The sequence below is a fragment of the Bacillus cereus group sp. RP32 genome (genome assembly GCF_040459735.1).
GTDB lineage: Bacteria > Bacillota > Bacilli > Bacillales > Bacillaceae_G > Bacillus_A > Bacillus_A wiedmannii.
Genome location: NZ_JARVHO010000001.1, coordinates 3,801,532 through 3,821,992, shown reverse-complemented (window position 1 = coordinate 3,821,992; position 20,461 = coordinate 3,801,532). Strand labels below are relative to the sequence as shown.

The window sequence follows — 20,461 nt, the reverse complement described above, 5'->3', positions numbered from 1 at the left end:
TAATCAGTGGGGGGCTTACTGCCCGGCAAAAAGCGGCATAATAGCCGCTTTTTATTTTTTAGTTAGTATTCTAATGACGATCCTGTAGCTTTAAAATATTTTTCACGTGAAGGGGTCATTACTCGGAGTGCTAATAAACAGGAAAGGAAAAGAATGAGTAATGAGCTACTTATTACAGTAATTTGAACGGAAAGAAATTGAGCAGACGCTCCAATTGCTAAAATGAAAAAGATTTGGATGAAATTTTTTATGGAATCAAATACGCTATCAATACGTCCCATCATATGTACAGGGATGTTATTTTGATAAAATGTTATAAAGCCAGTACCAGCAAATGATGAAGAAATGCCAAGTAAAATGAAACCACTCGCTGCAACTATAAATGAATTTGAAAAGGCGAAAATTACATAACCTATTGCTGTGAAAATCATACCTAATCCGATACAATGTTGAATTGGTAATCGTTTAGCAAAGAGAGAAACAAGAAATGAACCGAAAACGTAAGCAGCACCAGTTATACTAACAAGCATGCTATATTCTATATTGGATAAAAACAGTACTTGTCTTGTGAAAACAACTTCTTGTGAATCGAGTGCCATAGAGACAAGCATAGTAGCTTGAAATAAAACGAATATGAGAATAATGTAACTTTCAGTTCGAGCGAATGAAAAAACTTGTTTCCAATCACTTCGTAATGTTTGTACGAAAGTATTTGCAACTTCTTCGTTTTGTTTTGTTTGTAGTGTAATGTTTGGCAAGAAGTAAATGAGAATGGTAGAAAGTAGAAAGGAAAGTGAGTTGCAGTAAATCACAAAGGATGCTGAGTACGTGGTGAGAAGTATTCCAGCAAGAGCTGGACCGATAATAAAAGCCCCGTTTGTAAATAAGCTATTCCAAGCGTTAAATTGAGCGCGTTCTTCAGCTCGTATGAGCATCGTTTTATAAGTGAATGAAGCTGGATCGAAAAATGATGTAGCGATGCGAGTTAAAAAGATAAAAATATAAATGGCCCAAATAGAATCAAATAGTGGAATACAGCCAATAAGAGCTGCCCGAATTATATCTGTGATGAGCATAATGGCCCGTTTGTTTAATCGATCTACTATACTACCAGACCATATTTTTGTAACAACGGTGGCAATTGGACCTACAATCCATAATCCTGCTACAGCAGCAGGGGAGTTTGTGCTATTTAATACCATTAAGTTTAGGGCGATGAGATACATAAAATCACCTAAACGAGAAATTCCTGTTCCCGACAATAATAATAATTTATTCTTCATGAGTAGTTGGACCTTTCTTTCATTGTTTTTTAATCCTGCAGGAAATAGCGTATTCCTCTTCGGAGTTTGATTGACGAGCGGTTTTGTTTTCCCAGCGTAATAAAACTTGTGTAACTTCCCAAGTAAGTTGTTGTAATTCCTCTGGAGTTAAAAATAAATGAGATACAATATGACTGCCTGTATTCGTTCCTTCTGTGCCGCTTTCTTCAATATAGAAATGAGCAGATTTTGCCTTGTAATATTTTTCAATAATTCCTCGTTTTTCTTTCGTGTCTACTAATTCAAGTAACCCTCCATCATATAAAATTTGAACGTGATAATGTACGCTACCAGCAGATTTATTTAGTTTAGTAGCTACTTGTTTTGCAGTGAGTGCTTCATCTTTTAAAAGGTGAAGAATTTGAATGCGAGTTGCATTAGAAATGAGCTTCTGCTGCTCAGCTGAAATAGTAAGTCTATCGTCAAACATTATGATATCTCCTTTCTTATAATCTAAATTTATTGTACATTCTAAAAAATTAGAACGTAAGGGAAATAAATCGCCTTTTTCCTTTATATTTCGACATAAATAAAAATAACGTGTATATAAACATGCTATTAAGTGTTAGTAGATTCTTCACTCAGTTTCCCGCGATAAAACAGGTAAAGCCATATAAAACTAACAAAAATACAGCATAGAGCTAATAGGCTACCAATAATTTGCGGAGAAAGAATTTCTAAAAGCGCTCCTGTAAAAAACATGGATAACTGAATAAGAGATCCGTAAATGGAATAATGGAATGAAAAAACTTTACCCATCATATTTTCCTTCGTATAAGTTTGAAGTAATGTCGTATCAAGTGGAACGATAATTCCTCCTGCTATGCGCATACAGAGCAATGTAATGATACCGATAATAAGTTGATCGGACAAAATGAATCCGAGAAAGAAAATTCCTTGTAGGAAATAGGCCCAACCGAATACTTTTTTCATTTTTTCTTCATTTTTAGATATATAAAGGTTAACGAGGAGGCTTCCAATCATAAGCCCAGCCCCTTGAACCGTATATAAAATTCCGATATTGGTGTAGAAAATTTTTTCGGCATAGATCGTTAGAAGTAGCTGGTAAGCACCTCCAATCATGCCCCATGAAATGCCGACAAGAATTAACGTTAAAATGATTTTTGTTTGTAATATGTATGTGTAACCATCTTTTATATCAGTAAAAAATGCTTTTTTCTTGTTACAAGTATCATGAGAAGGGACATTCATATTATAAATAAAATAGGCTGAAATAAAGTATGACAGGCTATTTACTAAAAAAGCGAACTCAATATGTAAAGATTGTGCAATTATCCCGCCCAAAGAAGCACCCATAATAGACATAAAACCATTAATTGTACTAGAAAGAGAGTTAGCAGTTACGAAATGATTTTGGTGTACGATATTCTTTAAGGTTGCTTGTTTAGCTGGTTCAAATAAACAAGAAAGTACAGATAAACATATATTAGCAATGAAAATAATTTCAATATTATAGCTTGCGAGTAAGTATGTAAGGACTAGAATTCCCCGTGTAATATCGGTAAAAATCATAATATTCTTTTTAGAAAAACGATCTACAATTCCACCTATGAATGGACTAAGAAGTAGCTGTGGTAAGCCTTTACTTATAAAAGTGAGTGCAATCATAAATGGCGATTCCGTTAGGCTATAGACGAATGTTACTAAAGCTACAGTATGAAACCAATCTCCAAGTACACTTAATGTTTGACCGTAAAATAGTTTTTTGAAGTTACTATTTGTTTTAAGAAGTGCGGAATAAGAAACTGACATAAAAAGATTAATCCTTATGTAATGATGATGCTTGAACTTGTTTTTTCCACTCGCTTAAATACACTTTCTCCGCTGTAGGAAGTCCAACAGGTAATTGTGCGATCAATTCTAAACTATTTCCGTCAGGATCGTTAAAGTATACGGCGGCATGTGCTAATTCTGGAAAAACAATCGGCTCAATTGGTTCCATTCCAAAATCTTTTCTTGCTGAAATTCCTTTTTGGTTTAGCCAGTGTATTGCATTTTCTAAATCATGTAAGCTTACTTGAAAAGCGATGTGTCGTAAAGAAGGGTGATAATTAACTTTGTATTCTGGGCCTTCCCAAAGGCCAAGCCAACTTTCATTTTCTTTAATCCAAAAGAAAGCAATATCATCTCCTCTTTTATATAATTTCAGTCCAAGTGATTCATAAAAAGATATGGATATCTCTAAGTTACTAACAGGTAAATGTGCTTCGTAAAGACCTTTAATCATTGTAATCCTCCTCAGTAAAATATTTCTTATTTCATAGTAAACGTTTTTTTATTAGTTGAAATCACAAAAAAGAGGGATAACACTTCATACGAAAGTATGAAAAAACAGCTCAAATATGAGCTGTTTTCGTATAGTTTTTCGTTCATTTGTTAAGGATAGGATATATTAGTATCCGTATCCGCCGCCACCCCAGCAGCTACATCCGATGATGATTAGAAGGATGAATAGTACGATAAGCAAAGCAAATCCACCGCCGAAACCAGAGCAACTTCCACCATAGCTCATATGTTTTCCTCCTTTTGAGTAAGTTAATCTATATAATTCATGGACTACTATATACAGTATGTTTTTTGTATGGAAAAGGAGCCAGTCTCTTTTGTAATTAGACAAAGGCCTGTATGGTTATTTTGATTGTATATTGTGCTAGGGGTATGTGAAGAAATCGTTATATATTTTGCGATTTGTTCATAAAAAAATATAAAAATTGTAAAAAAAACCATTTTTATATTTTTTTATGAGAGGATTTGTACTATAATTTTACAAGTAATATTATGGGAAAAGGGAGTTTTAGTAAAGAGATGGAGATGGGAAAATTACACAATAAAATAGAAAACAAAAAGAAAGAGCTAATCCAACTTGTTGCTAGACACGGATTGGATCATGATAAAGTTTTGTTATTTAGCCGAGATTTAGATATACTTATTAATAAGTTTATGAATGTAAAAGATAAAGTACACAAATAAATAATTTGTAGTTTTTTATATTAAGATATTTTGTAAAAAAAGGAGAGAAAAGTATTTGGAACATTTACAAGAAGAGTTATATAAACAAATAAAAGAAGAAAAAGGTATTGTTACAATTTTTTTAAAGAGTGGCGTTAGAATAGTAGGAGAAATTGTTGCGATAGACAAATTTACCGTTTTAATGTTAGTTGATGGAAAACAACAACTGATTTACAAGCAGGCTGTATCAACGATAATGAAATAAGACACTCAATTTGAGTGTCTTTTCATTATCGTTTGCAAGCTTCCACGTCAATGCCGGCAGCTAGTAATTTCTTTTCTCCATCTTGTTCAATCATTTTTTGTAATTTAGATAGGAAAGAATCAAAGTTTGTATGCTTTGCTACTTGGAATGTCATTTTATGCTCAATGGGTAGCCACGTATCAATATCAGCTTCGTTATGCTGAATTTTCACCTCAAGCTTATCAAGTGCGTTGGCAACTTTTGCTTCGTACGTTTCTTTCGCTTCAAACTCCATCCATAAATCATATAATTCCTCACCGAGAGAACCTTTTAATGTTCGTTTAATATTTAAAATGGCTTCTTGCTCATTTTTTTGTTTTTGTAATTGTAATTCATGACTATTCATTGTATCAAAAGCAGGAATATCACCAGCTTCTGCCTCGACTAGGTCGTGAATGATAACCATTTTAAGTAATTTTTCAATATTTACTTTTTGATCTAAATAAGGCTCGACTAAAATGGCCATTAGAGACATGCGCCACGTATGTTCAGCAACACTTTCTTGACGTCCGTTAGAAAGCCAGCTATGTCGCATTTCGTATTTTAATTTTTCTGCTAGTGCAATGACTTGTAAAATGTTATGTTCCATCGTGATCCTCCTCATATTTCCATACTATAATTCTAATATGGAAATGAAATGTGTCAATTCTATGAGTATATTGCGATAAATAGATGATGAGCGTATAATACTTAGTATATGTGAAAACGCATTATTAAAATAAAAAAATGTTTTATAAAAATGAAAAGGGAAGGGCCGGAATATGGGAGACGAAAATCAAGTGTTTGCTAGACCAGAAAGAAAAAAAAGGAAGTTTGATATTTCTAGCCCAGTGGGCATAATAGTAGGTTTCGCTATTGTAATAGCGGCAATTATGATTGGCGGCGGCGGAGTAAAAGCTTTTAAAAACTTTTTAGATATTTCATCTATTTTAATTGTCATAGGGGGAACTACAGCGACAATTGTTGTGGCATATCGATTTGGAGAAATAAAAAAATATACGAAAAGCATTTTTACTGTTTTACATAGAAAAGAAGAAAATTTAGAACAGTTAACGGATTTATTTGTTGATTTTTCGAAAAAGTCTAAAAAACACGGCCTACTTTCTTTAGAAGTTGATGGAGAGCAAGTAGACAATCCTTTTATTCAAAAAGGAATTCGATTAATGTTAAGTGGTTACGATGAAGATGAATTAAAAGAAGTGTTAATGAAAGATGTTGAAACGGAAGTGTATGAGTTAAGAAAAGGGGCAGCATTATTAGATAAAATTGGTGATTTCGCTCCAGCTTGGGGCATGATAGGGACTTTAATCGGTCTTATCATTATGCTTCAAAACTTGCAAGACACATCGCAAATTGGTACAGGGATGGCAGTTGCGATGTTAACGACATTGTATGGGTCAGTACTTGCAAATATGATTGCAATCCCTCTTGCTGAAAAGGTGTATCGTGGTATTGAAGATTTATATACAGAGAAGAAGTTTGTTATTGAAGCGATTTCAGAATTATATCGTGGTCAAATTCCTTCTAAATTAAAGTTGAAACTCGATACATATGTATACGAAACAAAGGTAAAAAAAGTAAAACGAGCAGCCTAATATTTCAAGGAGTGGTATGGTTATGATGAAACGACCGCAAAAGGGATCGCCTCGTTGGATGACGACTTTTACAGATTTAACGATGTTATTATTAACTTTCTTTGTATTACTAGTTGCTACATCAAAGCAGGATGCAGTAAAATTGTCAAAGATGCTTGAAAAGTTTAGTGACGTGGAGCAAGTTGATGCAAAAGTAATGGAAAATACAATACCAGATATTTCACATGAAAAAAATGATGAAAAAATGGTCTCTAAAAAGAGAATGGACGAATTATATAAAAAGTTAAAAGCATATGTAGATAATAACGGTATTAGTCAAGTGAATGTATATCGAGAGGATACGGGAGTAAGCGTCGTTATAGTAGATAATTTAATATTTGATACGGGTGACGCGAACGTTAAACCAGAAGCGAAAGAGATAATAAGTCAACTAGTTGGGTTTTTCCAATCCGTACCAAATCCGATTGTTGTGGAAGGGCATACAGATAGTAGACCTATTCATAATGACAAATTCCCTTCTAACTGGGAGTTGTCTTCAGCAAGAGCAGCAAATATGATTCACCACTTAATCGAAGTGTATAATGTGGATGATAAAAGGCTAGCTGCGGTAGGATATGCAGACACAAAGCCAGTTGTACCAAATGATTCACCGCAAAATTGGGAGAAAAACCGTCGCGTTGTCATTTACATAAAAGAATAGTATATTATCATTTTAATAATAAAATAATAAAAATACGAAAATTCTTTTTAAAAAATATTAAATTTTATCATTTTATTTTGTATAATGAGTGAGAATGATAAGATGAAATATTAAGATATACTTATACATAGAAGGAGAGAATTAAAAAGAATGGCACATAAAATTTTAGTTGTAGATGATGCGATGTTTATGCGAACGATGATTAAAAACTTATTAAAAAGTAATTCTGAATTTGAAATTATTGGTGAAGCAGAGAATGGAGTAGAAGCAATTCAGAAGTTTAAAGAACTTCAACCGGATATTGTAACATTAGATATTACTATGCCAGAAATGGACGGACTTGAAGCATTAAAAGAAATTATGAAAATTGATTCAAGTGCAAAAGTTGTTATTTGTTCTGCAATGGGACAACAAGGTATGGTATTAGATGCAATTAAGGGTGGAGCAAAAGACTTTATTGTAAAGCCATTCCAAGCGGATCGAGTAATTGAAGCTTTAACAAAAGTAGCAAACAGCTAATATAGAAGGGGTGCCACAAGGAATCTAAACATTGATAGCGGATATGCGTGTGGCCCCCTTTTTTCTTGTTTTAAAACACTAAATTGTTATACATAAATGAAATGTTTGTTAGACAGGTAGGGGATTAAAATGCAAACAGATCTGTTAAATATATTTTTTGAGGAATCAGAAGAACATTTACAATCACTAAATGAAAATGTGCTAACTTTAGAACAAAATCCTGCCGATATGGATGTTGTGGGAGAAATATTCCGCTCAGCCCATACATTTAAAGGTATGTCAGCGAGTATGGAATTTACGGAAATGGCGGATTTAACGCATAAAATGGAAAACGTTTTAGATGAAATTCGTCATGGGAATATAGTTGTAAATGCGGAGATTATTGATGTGATTTTTGAGTGCATTGATAATCTAGAGAAGATGGTTGCAGATGTGCAACAAGGCGGAATGGGCAATATTGATGTAGTTACAACTAAGCAGAAATTAGAAGCATTATTGAATGGCAATGTAGAAAATCCTGCTGGATATATTGAGCAAGAACCTATAAATAATGATGATGCAGTTTCACATGAAGTGTATATAACTGTCGAGCAACAAGCTATTTTAAAAGCGGTACGTGCAATCATGTGTATTGAGGCACTGCAAAATGTGGGTAATGTACAAAAAACAGTTCCAAGTATTGAAGAAATTGAAGCAGATGCTTTTGGGTTTGAGTTCACAGTATTTATGGATACTGATCAAAGTGAAGAAGAATTAAAACAAGTAGTGCTTCATGTTTCTGAAATTGAGAAAGTAGAAGTGAAGCAAGGACATATATCAAAAGAAGTAGTTTCAGAAGAATTGGCTACACAAGAAGTTATACAAGTGGCTACGCAGGTGGAATCAACTAAAGAAATATCGAAGCAACCTGCTAGTGCTACATCAGCTAAGGGTAATGCGAAGACAAAAAGTGGTAAAGTGGAAAATCGTTCCATACGTGTTCAATTAGAAAAAATCGAAAGATTAATGAATATGTTTGAAGAAAGTGTAATTGAACGTGGGCGCATTGATGAATTGGCACAAAGGATTCAAAATAAAGAGTTAATTGAGCATTTAAATCGATTAGGCGATATTTCAAAAGATATTCAAAATGTACTACTAAACATGCGTATGGTACCAATTGAAACGGTCTTCAATCGTTTCCCGCGTATGGTACGTATGTTAGCGAAAGATTTAGGGAAAAAAATCGATTTACAAATTACAGGTGAAGACACTGAAGTTGATAAAATTGTTATTGATGAAATCGGTGATCCACTTGTTCATTTAATTCGTAATGCAATTGATCATGGGGTTGAAACTGTTGAACAACGTCGTGATGCAGGTAAAAATGAGACAGGTACGATTAAATTAGAAGCATTCCATAGTGGAAATCATGTCGTAATTCAAATTACGGATGACGGAAACGGTATTCATAAAGGAAAAGTATTAGAAAAAGCGATTAAAAATGGTGTTGTAACAGAATCTGAGGCAAATAAATTAACGGACCGTGAAGTATTTGATTTAATCTTCCAACCAGGATTTAGTACAGCTGAAGTTGTATCAGACCTTTCTGGGCGTGGCGTTGGATTAGATGTAGTGAAACATACGATTCATAGTTTAGGTGGGCATTTAATTATTGATTCTGAAGAAGGAAAAGGTAGTACATTTAGAATTGAACTTCCATTAACGTTGTCCATTATTCAATCTATGCTTGTTCAAACGAATGATAAACGTTATGCTTTCCCTCTTGGTAATATTGTTGAAGCAATTCGGATTAAGAGAGAAGACATCCAATCCTTACAAGGAAAAGATGTGTTAAATTATCGTAATCAAATTATTGAAGTGAAGCATTTAAGTACTGTATTTGGTGAGAAAACAGTAGATGAGGCGTTTGCGTCATATGATGGTCAAATGGTTCCTGTGTTAATTGTTCGTAATACACATCGCAGCTATGGACTTATTGTAAACACAATTATCGGTCAAAGAGAAATCGTCTTAAAGTCATTAGGTGACTTCTTTGCAGAGAGTTCTAATTATTTCTCTGGTGCGACAATTCTCGGTGATGGACGAGTGGTCCTCATTTTAAACCCAGAAGGTTTATAATAGGAATGAAGGAAAGCTCCCCACTTGTATACAATTGGGGAGCTTTTTGGTTAATCGTTACTAATCTAAAAATGGGAATAAATACATATTAACGTTTTATATAATAAGTTTGTTAAAATAAAATGAGAGTTTATATCATTTGATAGAAAAACAGAAATGAGGAGGCAGAGAAAATGCCTGAGCAACACACAAAAGGGGATACGAGCACAATTGTGCTAGAAAAAGAAAATGAGCATTTAACGCCTCAAGAATGCGATATTCTTGGCGAAATTGCAAATATATCATTTGGTTCAGCTTCGACTGTATTATCAACAATCTTAAATAGGCAAGTAAGCATTACTGCTCCTCGCATAGAATTGGTAGATTTATATGATTCAAGCGACGTCGAAGTTCCACACGTTGTATTAAACATTCATTTTACAAAAGGATTAGATATGGAAAACCTTCTTGTCCTTAAGCAAGATGTTGCGTTATCCATTGCTGATTTAATGATGATGGGAACAGGTGAAGTGGAAGACGGAAAAGAACTTGGGGAATTAGAGCTAAGTGCTGTACAAGAAGCAATGAATCAAATGATGGGGTTCGCAGCTACATCTATGTCAGAATTCTTTCAAGATACAGTAGATATGTCTCCGCCGACAATTAAAGTTGTAAAGTTATCAGAAGAAATGGAGAAAATTTCTGAAATTGATGGGAATCAAACGATTGTTAAAGTATCGTTTGATTTAAAGATAGATAATCTTGTAAACTCTAAACTTGTGCAAATTGTTTCAGTTGAACATGCGAAACGAATGGTAAATAAATTAATGCAATTATCTGGTGGAGCAGAAGTAGTAGAAACTGAGATTGTAGAAGAACAAGTTGAAAAAGAGCATTTAACACAAGAAGAGAAAGATGTCCTTGGTGAAATTGCAAATATTTCAATTGGTTCCGCTTCAACAGTATTATCAACACTTTTAAATCAGCCAGTTACAATTAGTACGCCCAATGTAGAATCAATCAATGTTCGTCATTATGACGGAGTACCAGTCCCGTTTGTTATTTTAAATGTTGATTTTGTTGAAGGACTAAAGAATGAGAATGTATTCGTATTTACGAAAGATGTCGCTTTAACAATGGTAGATTTAATGATGATGGGAACAGGGGAAGTTGATCCAGAGAAGGAGCTTAGTGAATTAGAACTGAGCGGTATTAAAGAAATCATGAACCAAATGATGGGGCATGCTGCAACAGCGATGTCAGAAATGTTTCAAGAAAAAATGGACATGACACCGCCAAATGTTAAATTCGTAACGTTAAAAGAAGAAATGGAATATTTGGGAGAGTCAATGAAAGTGGACGAACTCGTTCAAATTACGTTTAACCTTGAAATTGGCGACCTGCTTCAATCGAAAATGTATCAAATTTTACCGATTTCAGAAGCGAAAGAAATGGTAAGAAGACTTCTATATCCAATGGTGGAAGAGGAAGAAGAGATTGTTACGGAAGAAATTGAAGAAGAAAAAATTGTAGAACCTGTTGTGCAACCTATTGAATTTAAAGAAGTAAAACAAATGGAACCAGTATACATGGACACATCCATCTTACAAAATGTAGAAATGAATGTGAAATTTGTATTTGGAAGCACAGTGAAAACAATTCAAGATATTTTAAGTTTACAAGAGAATGAAGCGGTTGTACTAGATGAGGATATTGACGAGCCAATTCGTATTTATGTAAATGATGTATTGGTGGCGTATGGTGAACTTGTAAATGTAGATGGGTTTTTCGGAGTAAAAGTGACGAAATCGCTATAAGTCGTTGAAATAGGAGTTTGAGCTAGTAGATGAAAAACGTAAAGTTTTTTCTAATGAGCTGGTTATTTATAAATGTGTGTCTGTTCTTCCCTCTGCAAAGTCAGGCGGAAGAACAAATTGAGCCAGATCAAAAACTAAATGAAATGAATGTACAAGAAGAAAACAAAGAAGTTCAAGAGCAGCCAGAGCAAGTGGAAGTGAATCAAGGTAAAGAGCAACAACAAGAAGTAGCAAATGAACAAGAAATCGAAAAAAAGATAGAAACGGATCAAGGGGTTATTACAGTAAATAAGCCAGAATTAAAAGTTGGCGAAGAAGTGCGGGTTATTGTAGAGCCGAAAGAGCAAAATGTTCAAAGTATAAAAGGTATTTTGCGCTTGCCAAAAAACGGCGATCAGTATGAACAAGAAAGAGTGCTATCGTTTAAGTATGAAGAGGAAACAAAGCGATGGATTGCTAACTACAAGGTCGAAACTTTTGATTTGCAAGGTGATTGGAATCTTCAGCTCATTCAAAGTTCTAAAGAAACTGAGAAAGAAGAGCTTATAGAAAATGAAGTAAAAGTCCCATTTATTCGTATAAATAATGACACGCCAACAATAGATAAAGAACTGCCGAAGTTGCATAAAGTTACTGTTGACGAGGCGAAAGAGAAGCTAATTGAACGGAAACAAGGCGATTCTATACGTGTGCGAGTGAAGGCGACAGACGGAGAATCAGTTGTGAAAGAGGTTCGTGTTACATTAAAAGGGAAAGAAAATAAAGAGATTACATTTTTATTAGATTACAATAAGCGCGACATGGATTGGCAAAAAGTATTTGAAATAACGGATGCGTTGCCAATCGGGACATACGAAATACTTGTAGAGATAGTGGATGCGGCCGGCAATAAACTGGTTGAAGAAAGTGAGTATATCGTTTCTATTTTGGAGCAAAAACCAGAAGATGATAAAAAGATAGAAGAACGAGAGAATGAAGATAAATTAGAAGATAAGAAAGAAACTGAGAAGCAGGAAGACTCGAAAGTAGAAATCCCGCTTCCAGAAGAAAAAACGCCAGTTGTTCAAATTCCGAAAAAAGAAGAGAAAGTAAACGATCTTATAAAAGAACCATTGAAAGAGAAAGAAAAAATTACTTATGTTATAAAAGAGCCTCTCACAGACAACAAGGAAGTAAATAAAGCGAAGGCTCAAAAAGATAAAGATAATAACAATCAAGTCATTTCGAAAAAGAAAGAGAAACAAGAAGAGCCAGAAGATAAGAAAGAAGCTAAAAGTGAACAGGGAATACAAGCTTCTAATGTATTTGCTATCATGTCAGGTTTATTCGTATTGTTTTTAGTTTTAAAAAGTAATAAAGAATGGGGCTAATTATTTCATAGTAGTGGAGGCGCTTAGATGGAGATTAAACGTACGACAATTGAAAATAAGACGCTACAACCATTAAAACAGCCTGCAGCTATTTCGGAACATGAAATCCAGAAAGAACGAAAGCATAGTAATCTAGTGTTTACTGGACAGTCTAAGGTTATTTCGAAAAATAATGAAATAGGGATTTTACTTGCGAGTTTAGGTGATGGAAAGGTTATGAAGGAAATGCTTTCTAAAGAGATGGATACAGTGTTACAACTCTTTAAAAAGTTGCATACGTTATCTGGAGAAGGGAAGCAAACAGAAAAAGTATTTGAACAAGTAATGAGAAGTTTGCAAGGGCTTGTTAAGCAGGCGCATATAAAAGAGCTTCCTTTGTTAGATGGGACGTATGATTTTGCTGAAGTACAATTATCATTTGGTAGAAAGGTACATATTCCGTTATTAGATGTAAGTGCACTCATTTCTAGAGTGGAAAGTGATTCTTCAGAAGGAAATATAAATTTAATGGTAACGGTTATTACTGCTTACATAACGAAATTGTCTAACGAAACTATTTTAATTAGCGTTACAGATCGCACAGCTAAAGAGCGGGATGTAAGTGTATGGAGAGCGCTCGCAGAAATGAATATGACACAATTATCACAGGCCCTGAAACAAACGATGCAAGAACATAAATGGTCTATGACATTTCTTTTTCTCTTTGTATGGATTGTTGCTATTATTTTAATTCGAGTTATATAAAAAGGTCGTCACTTTACATTGTGACGACCTCTTTTATATTTTTTCGTAGAAGAATGTATCAAATCTCTGAAGATTATAACGTTCAGGTGTTAAAATTTGTTCGGTACTACCAACAAATAGTACGCCGCCTGTTCGTAAAGAACGACTAAACTTTTCATAAAGTTTTACCCTTGCGTCTTCAGTAAAGTATATCATTACGTTGCGACAAATGATTAAATCGTAATTTGTATCGAACGACTGCATTAACAGGTCGTGTTGTTTGAACGTGACGTTTTGCTTAATATTTTGATGTAATGAATATATATCATTCTCTTTTGTGAAATGACGCTCTTTCAAATCGATAGGTAATTCTTTTAAAGAACGTTCTGTATATTGACCGCGTTTTGCAGTTTCTAAAATGTGAAAATCAAGATCTGTTGCTTGTATTTCAAAACGAAATGGAGCTAGATGCTTCGATAAAATCAAAGAGAGTGTATATGGTTCTTCACCGGCAGCGCAAGCGGCACTCCATACTTTTAATTTTCCGTTATTTTGTTCAAGTAATTTGGGTAGTGCTTTCGTTTCTAACGTTTGCCAACGTTCTTTATTTCTGAAAAATTCTGAAACGTTAATTGTAATATAATCAATAAAACTTAAAAATAAATTTTGATCGGTACGTAAAAGGCTTAGAAAACTAGTGTAGTTCTCAAAGCCTTTTCTCGAAATAAAAGCATCGATTCTACGACGCATTCTATCTTGTTTATATGAAGCGATATCCATATTGAATTGTTGTTTAAAACTCGCGATAAAATGATCATAATCTTGTTCAATTATCATATTTATAATAGGCACAATAACGATATTGTGCCTCCCCCTTTACATCATACGGATTTTTTGTTCAAAGTTTTTTTTCATCTGTTTTTCATGTAAACCTGGTAAATCATAAATAACAGCATCAATTCCTGCTTCTTTTGCAACGTCAACGGGAATGACAGATGTATGCTTGTCCCCATTATAAAAACAGAGAACTAAATCGGTATCTTCGATTATTTGTTTTACAAAAAACATATAATCGGATCGGTAAATGGAGTCGGAAGGATGATCAAAAGCGACGTACTCGGCTCCGTGTTTTTTTAAGTAATCAACGACCTCTTGAAATTCATCTGTTACTGCTTGTAACGGTTGTAGCGTGTAAAGGCATAAATTTTGAGCGAGTCTTTCGTTTTCGACGAAAAAACGAAGTACCTCATTTTCAATAGATTTATAACATAATATGTAAATTTTATGTTTGTGAGCATAGTCAGTTAAAAATTTTTTTATTTCTTCTTGATCTAATGCTGTTAATTGATTTGAACCACAAAGAAAAATATTCATAGATTTGTGCCACCTCATGCTAAATTGTAACATATCTTTTATAAAAAATAACTGCAAAATATTAGTGTTCAGAGTATAATTATAAATAACTGGATTTTACGATTAAGTTTAGGAAGAAATAAAAAAATAAATAGGTGATATATATGCTGCGTTCGATCTCGCATAATCCAATTTTATCGCATATACCGCCTGCTACTCAAATGCCGAAAGAAGCAAATGTCAGGACAGGACTTGCATTTTCGGATAATTTGCATGCAGATCCGAAAAAAGATAAATTGCTAGAACAAATGGAAGCATTTGTCGATAACATTGGAGAAATTAAAGAGAAAATTGAAATGGAATTAACGCTTGATAATGTAATGGAATACAAAAATACAGTAAAATCATTTTTGAATTTTTACGTAGATAATGTATTGCAATATAAAGATGTCATGTCTCGTCATCCGCGTTACGGATATTCACAGAAAATGACGATTGTGAAACAGGCGGAAATGGGATTAAATGAGTTAGAAGATGTTATGAACTTAATTAATACGAAAACAGGACATTTAGAAATGTTAAATCAAATTGGAGAGATCCACGGTTTAATTGTAAATTTAGTCTTGTAAAAGGAAGGAAGCTATATGTACATACAATTATATGAAAAGCTTGTTATTATTCAAAAAGCGTATGAAAATATTCAAACGCTCGGAGAACAAATATATGAGAATTTGAAACATAAAAATGTAAATGCAGTTCAAAAATTGCAAGTAGAGCAATTGCAGTACATTGATGGTTTAAAAAAGTTATCAAGTTCATTTGAAGAAATGGTTGTTCAGTTTTGTAAAGAAAAGGGCGTGGAATCATTTCGTGTAAGTGCATTATTTTCGCATTTTTCTAACGAAGAAATTGAAAAAATGGAAGAATTACAAAAAAATGTAGCTGAATTAGAAGAGAATGTAAAAATGATTCTTTTGAAAAATCAATATTACTTAAACGTACTATTAAAAACTACAGAAAGTATTGTGGATTCCGTTTCTGAATATAATTTAGAGCGAAACAATAATTCACAAATCTTTATGAACGAACTATTGTAAAGGGGAAGTGAAACATTATGAGATTATCTGATTATAATACGCCGCTATCGGGTTTATTAGCGGCACAAATGGGATTACAAACGACGAAACAAAATTTATCAAACATTCATACGCCTGGTTATGTGCGTCAAATGGTGAATTACGGATCGGCTGGGGCAAGTCAGGGCTATTCACCGGAACAAAAAATAGGTTACGGTGTACAAACGTTAGGCGTTGACCGTATTACAGATGAAGTGAAGACGAAACAGTTTAACGATCAATTATCTCAACTCTCTTACTATAACTACATGAATTCGACTTTATCACGTGTAGAATCTATGGTTGGAACGACAGGAAAGAATTCATTATCTAGTTTAATGGATGGCTTCTTTAATGCCTTTCGTGAAGTTGCAAAAAATCCAGAACAACCAAATTACTACGATACATTAATTTCTGAAACTGGGAAGTTTACAAGTCAAGTAAATCGTCTAGCGAAAGGCTTAGATACAGCAGAAGCACAAACGACAGAAGATATTGAAGCACATGTCAATGAATTTAATCGTCTTGCTGGCAGTTTAGCGGAAGCGAATAAAAAAATTGGACAAGCAGGTACACAAGTACCAAATCAACTTTTAGATGAACGTGATCGTATCATTACAGAAATGTCTAAGTATGCAAATATAGAAGTGTCTTATGAATCTATGAATCCTAATATCGCGGGTGTTAGAATGAATGGTGTTTTAACAGTAAATGGACAAGATACATATCCACTTCAATTAAATAAAGAAAAAGAGCCAATGACTGCTGAAATTTACGGTTCGGAAATTCCTTTAACTAGTGGAGCAATCCAATCAGCGATCGATACGAAAGCGAAGATTGCTAGTTATAAGAAAAACCTTGAAGAACTAATGAGTTCTGTAAAGAATGAAGTGAACACAGTAATGGGGAAAGAGTTCTTCGTTGGAGATCAAGCGAAAGATATGAAATTAAACCCTGAATTTGCAAAAGATGTTTCGGAAATGAAAATATCAGCTGAAACAGCAAATAAATTAGCAGCAATTACAGATGGAAAGTATAAAGAAGGTCTTTCTTATAAACAAGCATTAGACCAATTCGTAGTTGGTGTTGCATCTGATAAAAGTGCAGTGAATGCTTATCAAAAAATTCATGTGGATTTATTAGAGGGGATTCAGCAAGAAAAAATGGGTGTTGAAGGCGTTAATATGGAAGAGGAAATGGTTAATTTAATGGCTTTCCAAAAATATTTCGTTGCAAACTCTAAAGCTATTACTACGATGAATGAAGTGTTTGATAGTCTATTTTCGATTATTCGATAAGTGATAGTAATTGATTGGAAATATATAAGGAGGAGATAGAAATGAGAGTATCTACATTTCAAAATGCAAGCTGGGCAAAGAATCAGTTAATGGATTTGAATGTGCAACAACAATACCACCGAAATCAAGTAACTTCAGGGAAGAAAAACCTTTTTATGAGTGAAGATCCACTTGCGGCAAGTAAATCATTTGCGATTCAACATTCATTGGCGAATATTGAACAAATGCAAAAAGATTTAGCGGATTCGAAAAATGTATTAACACAAACTGAAAATACTTTACAAGGTGTTTTTAAATCTTTAACAAGAGCAGATCAATTAACAGTTCAGGCGTTAAATGGAACGAATAGTGAAAAAGAATTGAAGGCAATCGGTGCAGAGATAGATCAAATTTTAAAACAGGTCGTATATTTAGCAAATACGAAAGAGCAAGGTCGTTATATTTTCGGTGGTGATAGTGCAGAGAAGCCACCATTTACAGAAGATGGTACGTATCAAGGTGGAGAAAATGATGTGAACTGGCAACTAAATGACGGTTATGAATTAAAAGCATTTCGTAACGGTGAAGGGCTATTATCCCCTGTTATAAAAACGTTAAAACAGATGAGTGAAGCGATGCAAAAAGGTGACCAAAAAGCATTACAGCCTTTATTAGGAGAAAATAAGAAAAATTTAGATGGCATCATTAATCGTACAACTGAAGTTGGTTCGACAATGAACACAATGGAGACGTTTAAAACAATTTTAAGCGAGCAAAATTTAGCGCTTCAAGAAAACCGTAAAGAAATTGAAGATGTCGATTTAGCGGTTGCCATTTCTGATTTAGCTTATATAAACGCAACGTATGAAGCTACGTTAAAAGCAGTTAGTACGATGAGTAAAACGAGCATTTTAGATTATATGTAAATAAATAAGGAGTGAGAAATTATGGCAGGAACATTAACGGGTATCGGTGGTAGACAACAAATATGGAACCTCGGAAATAATATGATCGATACATCTAACTTTGTAGAATTAGAAATGCAAGCGTTAGAAATGAGAAAGACGCCTTATGCTAATGAAAAGAACCAACTTTCACAAGATAAACTATTATATACAAGTTTAAAATCAGAATTTAGCTCTTTTGCGCAAACTTTTAAAAACTTAGCGGCTTTTAAAGGAAATGAGAAAAAGGTAACAACATCACAAGACGGTTATATTAATGTAAAAGCTGATGGTGGTGCGATTGCCGGCACTTTCAATATGACAATTACACAGCTTGCACAGCGTCATCAAATAGCTTCTAATGAAATTAAAGATATAAATGCAAAGCTTCCTAAAGATGAAACATTAAAACTAGGTGATAAAGAACTAAAAGTAACAACTGATATGACATATAAAGATTTAATTAATAAAATTAATGACGGAGATTATGGTGTATCGGCTTATACACTTGGAAATAAAATTTTCATGACCTCGAAAAAAGAAGGGGCAACAAATGAAATTAAATTAGAAAAGACACCACCTAATCTACTTACAGATTTGTTTTATTCGAAAGTGGAAGGTATAGATGAGAATAACAAACCTACGACAGAGATGAAACTAAATACTATTAATGAAGCGTTAGATGCAAAATACAGCATTAATGGTGTTGAGGGGAAAAGTGATAGTAATACAATTGAAGCATTGCCAGGTGTAAAGATTGAGCTATTGAAAGTAACGGAATCAAAGGTGGAAAATAAACCAGAAGGCGGAACTGGTACAGATGTAGACCAAAAAGCAAAAGGCATAGATCTAAAATTCACAGTAAGTGACTCAAACGTAACAGACGCATCAAATATTATTAAAAAGATGGTTGCAGATTATAATAAAGCTGTTGCTACAGTAGATATCTTTGCTGGTAAAGGTGGGGCCTTCCAAGGACAAGCTATTATGCAAAGTGTGCGTCAAGCTATGAACAATGTCGTAACATTTTCACAAGATGACAATTACTTATTCTCATTTGGTATTCAATTAAAGCAAGATGGAACGATGGAAGTTAATGACGAAGCATTAACGAAAGCGTTAAAAGAAAAACCGGATGCAGCGAAGCAATTTTTCTTTAGTTCTAACGGTTTAGGAAAAATGATGGAAGAACCACTTGATAAGTTATTTGGTGACAAAGGTGTAGTTGGAGAACGAGTAAAAAACATTGACTCACGTGTAAGTGATTTAGATAAAAAGATTCAAGATATTGAAAAGCAAAATTTGGACAAACAAAATGAAATTGTGAAGAAGTATCAAAAGCTAGAAAGTACATTAGCGGCGCTTGATAGCCAATTAAAAACAATTAAAGCAATGACAAAACAAAAAAGTGATGATTAATGAAAGGTAAGGAAGTGATCGTATGCAAGCATGGCAACGTTATATGCAAAATGATATTATGACGAGTAATCCGATTAAAAATACAATTTTTATTTATGAAAGATGCATTGTAGAGTTTCGTAATTTAGAAGAACTGTTACATACTTTTAAGCTACAAGAAGGAGATGCACTTCTTGAAAAGTTAGAACGTATTTTTGAAGAATTAAAGCTTCAATTAAATCCTGAAATTACGAAAGATTTATATGATAGTTTATATGGCTTATACGATTGGATTAGCATTCAAATTCAAACGATGAAAGTAACACGTGAAGCAAAAGATATGGATGCGATTGTGAAAGTGTTACAAGATTTAATAGACGGTTACCGCGGAGCACTTGAAAATGAACAATGATATTTATCGGACGTTTGTCGGCTGTTTTAATGAAATCGGTGAATTGCAAGTGTCGGATGGAGAGTTTGCTGAGAAGAGTGAAATGTTAAATCGCTGGATGATGACATTGGATGAGGAAACACGTGCGCAAGTTGCAGCAGAAGTAAGCCCATTCATTATTAAGGCGGCACAGCATATTCGAGATAAGCAAAAGATTTTGGAAGAAATGATTATGACAAATGATGGGCGCATGAAAGCTAATTCATTTTACGGTAAATTTTAGTGATAGAGTTTAGAAACGGATTCCCCTTTTAAGAGGGGATCCATTCCTTTGTTTAAATAAAGACTTCCGCTGGTTGAGGTTTCATTTTATGACTGTAATGAAAAAAGTAGTAATCTAAATAATGCGAAAATGAACTTTAGTTTGTAGATCATATATTGAAATGTTTCATAGATTATTGCGTGTATACAGTTTTTTTGTATTCTTTTTTATATTTTTGTATTTTTCTAAAGACAACAATGGAAAAATGGAATAAAATATGTAAGGGTACATGATTGTTAAT

Annotated in this window: 24 protein-coding genes; 16 read left to right on the top strand and 8 right to left on the bottom strand. The window is 33.7% G+C overall.

Annotated elements, in window-relative coordinates:
• Nucleotides 1–62: 62 nt before the first annotated feature.
• The 5 genes from QCI46_RS19580 to QCI46_RS19560 all read right to left on the bottom strand — a co-directional run bounded on the left by QCI46_RS19580 (nucleotide 63) and on the right by QCI46_RS19560 (nucleotide 3,855).
• Nucleotides 63–1,283 carry an MFS transporter gene (locus QCI46_RS19580; protein ID WP_353841213.1) on the bottom strand — a complete coding sequence of 407 codons (1,221 nt, stop codon included), beginning with the start codon at nucleotides 1,281–1,283 and terminating at the stop codon, nucleotides 63–65.
• A gap of 19 nt (nucleotides 1,284–1,302) precedes the next feature.
• Nucleotides 1,303–1,752, bottom strand: coding sequence for an ArsR/SmtB family transcription factor (locus tag QCI46_RS19575; RefSeq protein ID WP_000459087.1), 450 nt, complete (start codon nucleotides 1,750–1,752; stop codon nucleotides 1,303–1,305).
• Nucleotides 1,753–1,880: 128 nt separating this feature from the next.
• Nucleotides 1,881–3,095: an MFS transporter gene (locus QCI46_RS19570; protein WP_075308865.1), complete on the bottom strand. Its 1,215-nt coding sequence runs from the start codon at nucleotides 3,093–3,095 to the stop codon at nucleotides 1,881–1,883.
• A 7-nt stretch (nucleotides 3,096–3,102) separates the two neighbouring features.
• Nucleotides 3,103–3,570 carry a VOC family protein gene (locus tag QCI46_RS19565; protein WP_075308867.1) on the bottom strand — a complete coding sequence of 156 codons (468 nt, stop codon included), beginning with the start codon at nucleotides 3,568–3,570 and terminating at the stop codon, nucleotides 3,103–3,105.
• A 165-nt stretch (nucleotides 3,571–3,735) separates the two neighbouring features.
• Entirely contained in the window at nucleotides 3,736–3,855 is a 120-nt protein-coding gene (locus QCI46_RS19560; RefSeq protein ID WP_000120183.1) for a YjcZ family sporulation protein, read from the bottom strand.
• 239 nt (nucleotides 3,856–4,094) lie between these two features.
• On the opposite strand from QCI46_RS19560, the gene QCI46_RS19555 reads away from it, so the two are divergent.
• Nucleotides 4,095–4,313 carry an aspartyl-phosphate phosphatase Spo0E family protein gene (locus QCI46_RS19555; RefSeq protein ID WP_002096752.1) on the top strand — a complete coding sequence of 73 codons (219 nt, stop codon included), beginning with the start codon at nucleotides 4,095–4,097 and terminating at the stop codon, nucleotides 4,311–4,313.
• 55 nt (nucleotides 4,314–4,368) lie between these two features.
• Nucleotides 4,369–4,557: an RNA chaperone Hfq gene (gene hfq / locus QCI46_RS19550; protein ID WP_000400658.1), complete on the top strand. Its 189-nt coding sequence runs from the start codon at nucleotides 4,369–4,371 to the stop codon at nucleotides 4,555–4,557.
• Nucleotides 4,558–4,582: 25 nt separating this feature from the next.
• Here hfq and QCI46_RS19545 read toward each other — a convergent pair whose 3' ends face one another.
• Nucleotides 4,583–5,185, bottom strand: coding sequence for an HD domain-containing protein (locus QCI46_RS19545; protein ID WP_000400774.1), 603 nt, complete (start codon nucleotides 5,183–5,185; stop codon nucleotides 4,583–4,585).
• A 172-nt stretch (nucleotides 5,186–5,357) separates the two neighbouring features.
• On the opposite strand from QCI46_RS19545, the gene QCI46_RS19540 reads away from it, so the two are divergent.
• The 7 genes from QCI46_RS19540 (at nucleotide 5,358) to QCI46_RS19510 (ending at nucleotide 13,441) form a co-directional block, all read left to right on the top strand.
• Nucleotides 5,358–6,191: a flagellar motor protein MotP gene (locus QCI46_RS19540; protein ID WP_353841212.1), complete on the top strand. Its 834-nt coding sequence runs from the start codon at nucleotides 5,358–5,360 to the stop codon at nucleotides 6,189–6,191.
• Nucleotides 6,192–6,213: 22 nt separating this feature from the next.
• Complete coding sequence (locus QCI46_RS19535) at nucleotides 6,214–6,891, top strand: OmpA family protein (protein WP_000977943.1); 678 nt, start codon at nucleotides 6,214–6,216, stop codon at nucleotides 6,889–6,891.
• A 150-nt stretch (nucleotides 6,892–7,041) separates the two neighbouring features.
• A complete protein-coding gene (locus QCI46_RS19530; protein ID WP_353841211.1) occupies nucleotides 7,042–7,410 on the top strand; it encodes a response regulator in 369 nt (122 codons plus the stop codon).
• A 129-nt stretch (nucleotides 7,411–7,539) separates the two neighbouring features.
• Nucleotides 7,540–9,531, top strand: a complete 1,992-nt coding sequence (locus QCI46_RS19525; RefSeq protein ID WP_353841210.1) for a chemotaxis protein CheW — start codon at nucleotides 7,540–7,542, stop codon at nucleotides 9,529–9,531.
• A 173-nt stretch (nucleotides 9,532–9,704) separates the two neighbouring features.
• A complete protein-coding gene (locus QCI46_RS19520) occupies nucleotides 9,705–11,327 on the top strand; it encodes a flagellar motor switch protein (RefSeq protein WP_353841209.1) in 1,623 nt (540 codons plus the stop codon).
• Between the two features lie 29 nt (nucleotides 11,328–11,356).
• Nucleotides 11,357–12,697, top strand: coding sequence for a transglycosylase (locus QCI46_RS19515; RefSeq protein ID WP_353841208.1), 1,341 nt, complete (start codon nucleotides 11,357–11,359; stop codon nucleotides 12,695–12,697).
• Nucleotides 12,698–12,724: 27 nt separating this feature from the next.
• A complete protein-coding gene (locus tag QCI46_RS19510) occupies nucleotides 12,725–13,441 on the top strand; it encodes a hypothetical protein (RefSeq protein ID WP_353841207.1) in 717 nt (238 codons plus the stop codon).
• Nucleotides 13,442–13,474: 33 nt separating this feature from the next.
• On the opposite strand, the gene cheR is transcribed toward QCI46_RS19510, so the two are convergent.
• Nucleotides 13,475–14,257, bottom strand: a complete 783-nt coding sequence (gene cheR, locus QCI46_RS19505) for a protein-glutamate O-methyltransferase CheR (RefSeq protein WP_353841206.1) — start codon at nucleotides 14,255–14,257, stop codon at nucleotides 13,475–13,477.
• Nucleotides 14,258–14,296: 39 nt separating this feature from the next.
• Entirely contained in the window at nucleotides 14,297–14,794 is a 498-nt protein-coding gene (locus QCI46_RS19500) for a flagellar motor switch protein FliG (protein WP_353841205.1), read from the bottom strand.
• 143 nt (nucleotides 14,795–14,937) lie between these two features.
• On the opposite strand from QCI46_RS19500, the gene QCI46_RS19495 reads away from it, so the two are divergent.
• Genes QCI46_RS19495 through QCI46_RS19465 form a run of 7 tightly spaced genes read left to right on the top strand, consistent with a single transcriptional unit; the run spans nucleotide 14,938 to nucleotide 20,181 of the window.
• Nucleotides 14,938–15,402, top strand: a complete 465-nt coding sequence (locus QCI46_RS19495) for a YaaR family protein (RefSeq protein ID WP_000946323.1) — start codon at nucleotides 14,938–14,940, stop codon at nucleotides 15,400–15,402.
• A gap of 15 nt (nucleotides 15,403–15,417) precedes the next feature.
• Nucleotides 15,418–15,870: a hypothetical protein gene (locus tag QCI46_RS19490; RefSeq protein ID WP_002135377.1), complete on the top strand. Its 453-nt coding sequence runs from the start codon at nucleotides 15,418–15,420 to the stop codon at nucleotides 15,868–15,870.
• Nucleotides 15,871–15,887: 17 nt separating this feature from the next.
• Nucleotides 15,888–17,186, top strand: coding sequence for a flagellar hook-associated protein FlgK (flgK, locus tag QCI46_RS19485; protein WP_353841204.1), 1,299 nt, complete (start codon nucleotides 15,888–15,890; stop codon nucleotides 17,184–17,186).
• 41 nt (nucleotides 17,187–17,227) lie between these two features.
• Complete coding sequence (locus QCI46_RS19480; protein ID WP_353841203.1) at nucleotides 17,228–18,091, top strand: flagellar hook-associated protein 3; 864 nt, start codon at nucleotides 17,228–17,230, stop codon at nucleotides 18,089–18,091.
• Between the two features lie 21 nt (nucleotides 18,092–18,112).
• A complete protein-coding gene (locus tag QCI46_RS19475; RefSeq protein WP_327959801.1) occupies nucleotides 18,113–19,528 on the top strand; it encodes a flagellar hook-associated protein 2 in 1,416 nt (471 codons plus the stop codon).
• A 22-nt stretch (nucleotides 19,529–19,550) separates the two neighbouring features.
• On the top strand, nucleotides 19,551–19,919 hold the full coding sequence (locus QCI46_RS19470; RefSeq protein WP_001149518.1) for a flagellar export chaperone FliS: 369 nt from the start codon (nucleotides 19,551–19,553) through the stop codon (nucleotides 19,917–19,919).
• The gene (locus QCI46_RS19465) at nucleotides 19,909–20,181 is read left to right on the top strand and encodes a hypothetical protein (RefSeq protein WP_001058080.1); all 273 of its coding nucleotides are present in this window, start codon (nucleotides 19,909–19,911) and stop codon (nucleotides 20,179–20,181) included. Before QCI46_RS19470 ends, QCI46_RS19465 begins: the two co-directional genes overlap by 11 nt.
• Nucleotides 20,182–20,461 lie beyond the last annotated feature (280 nt).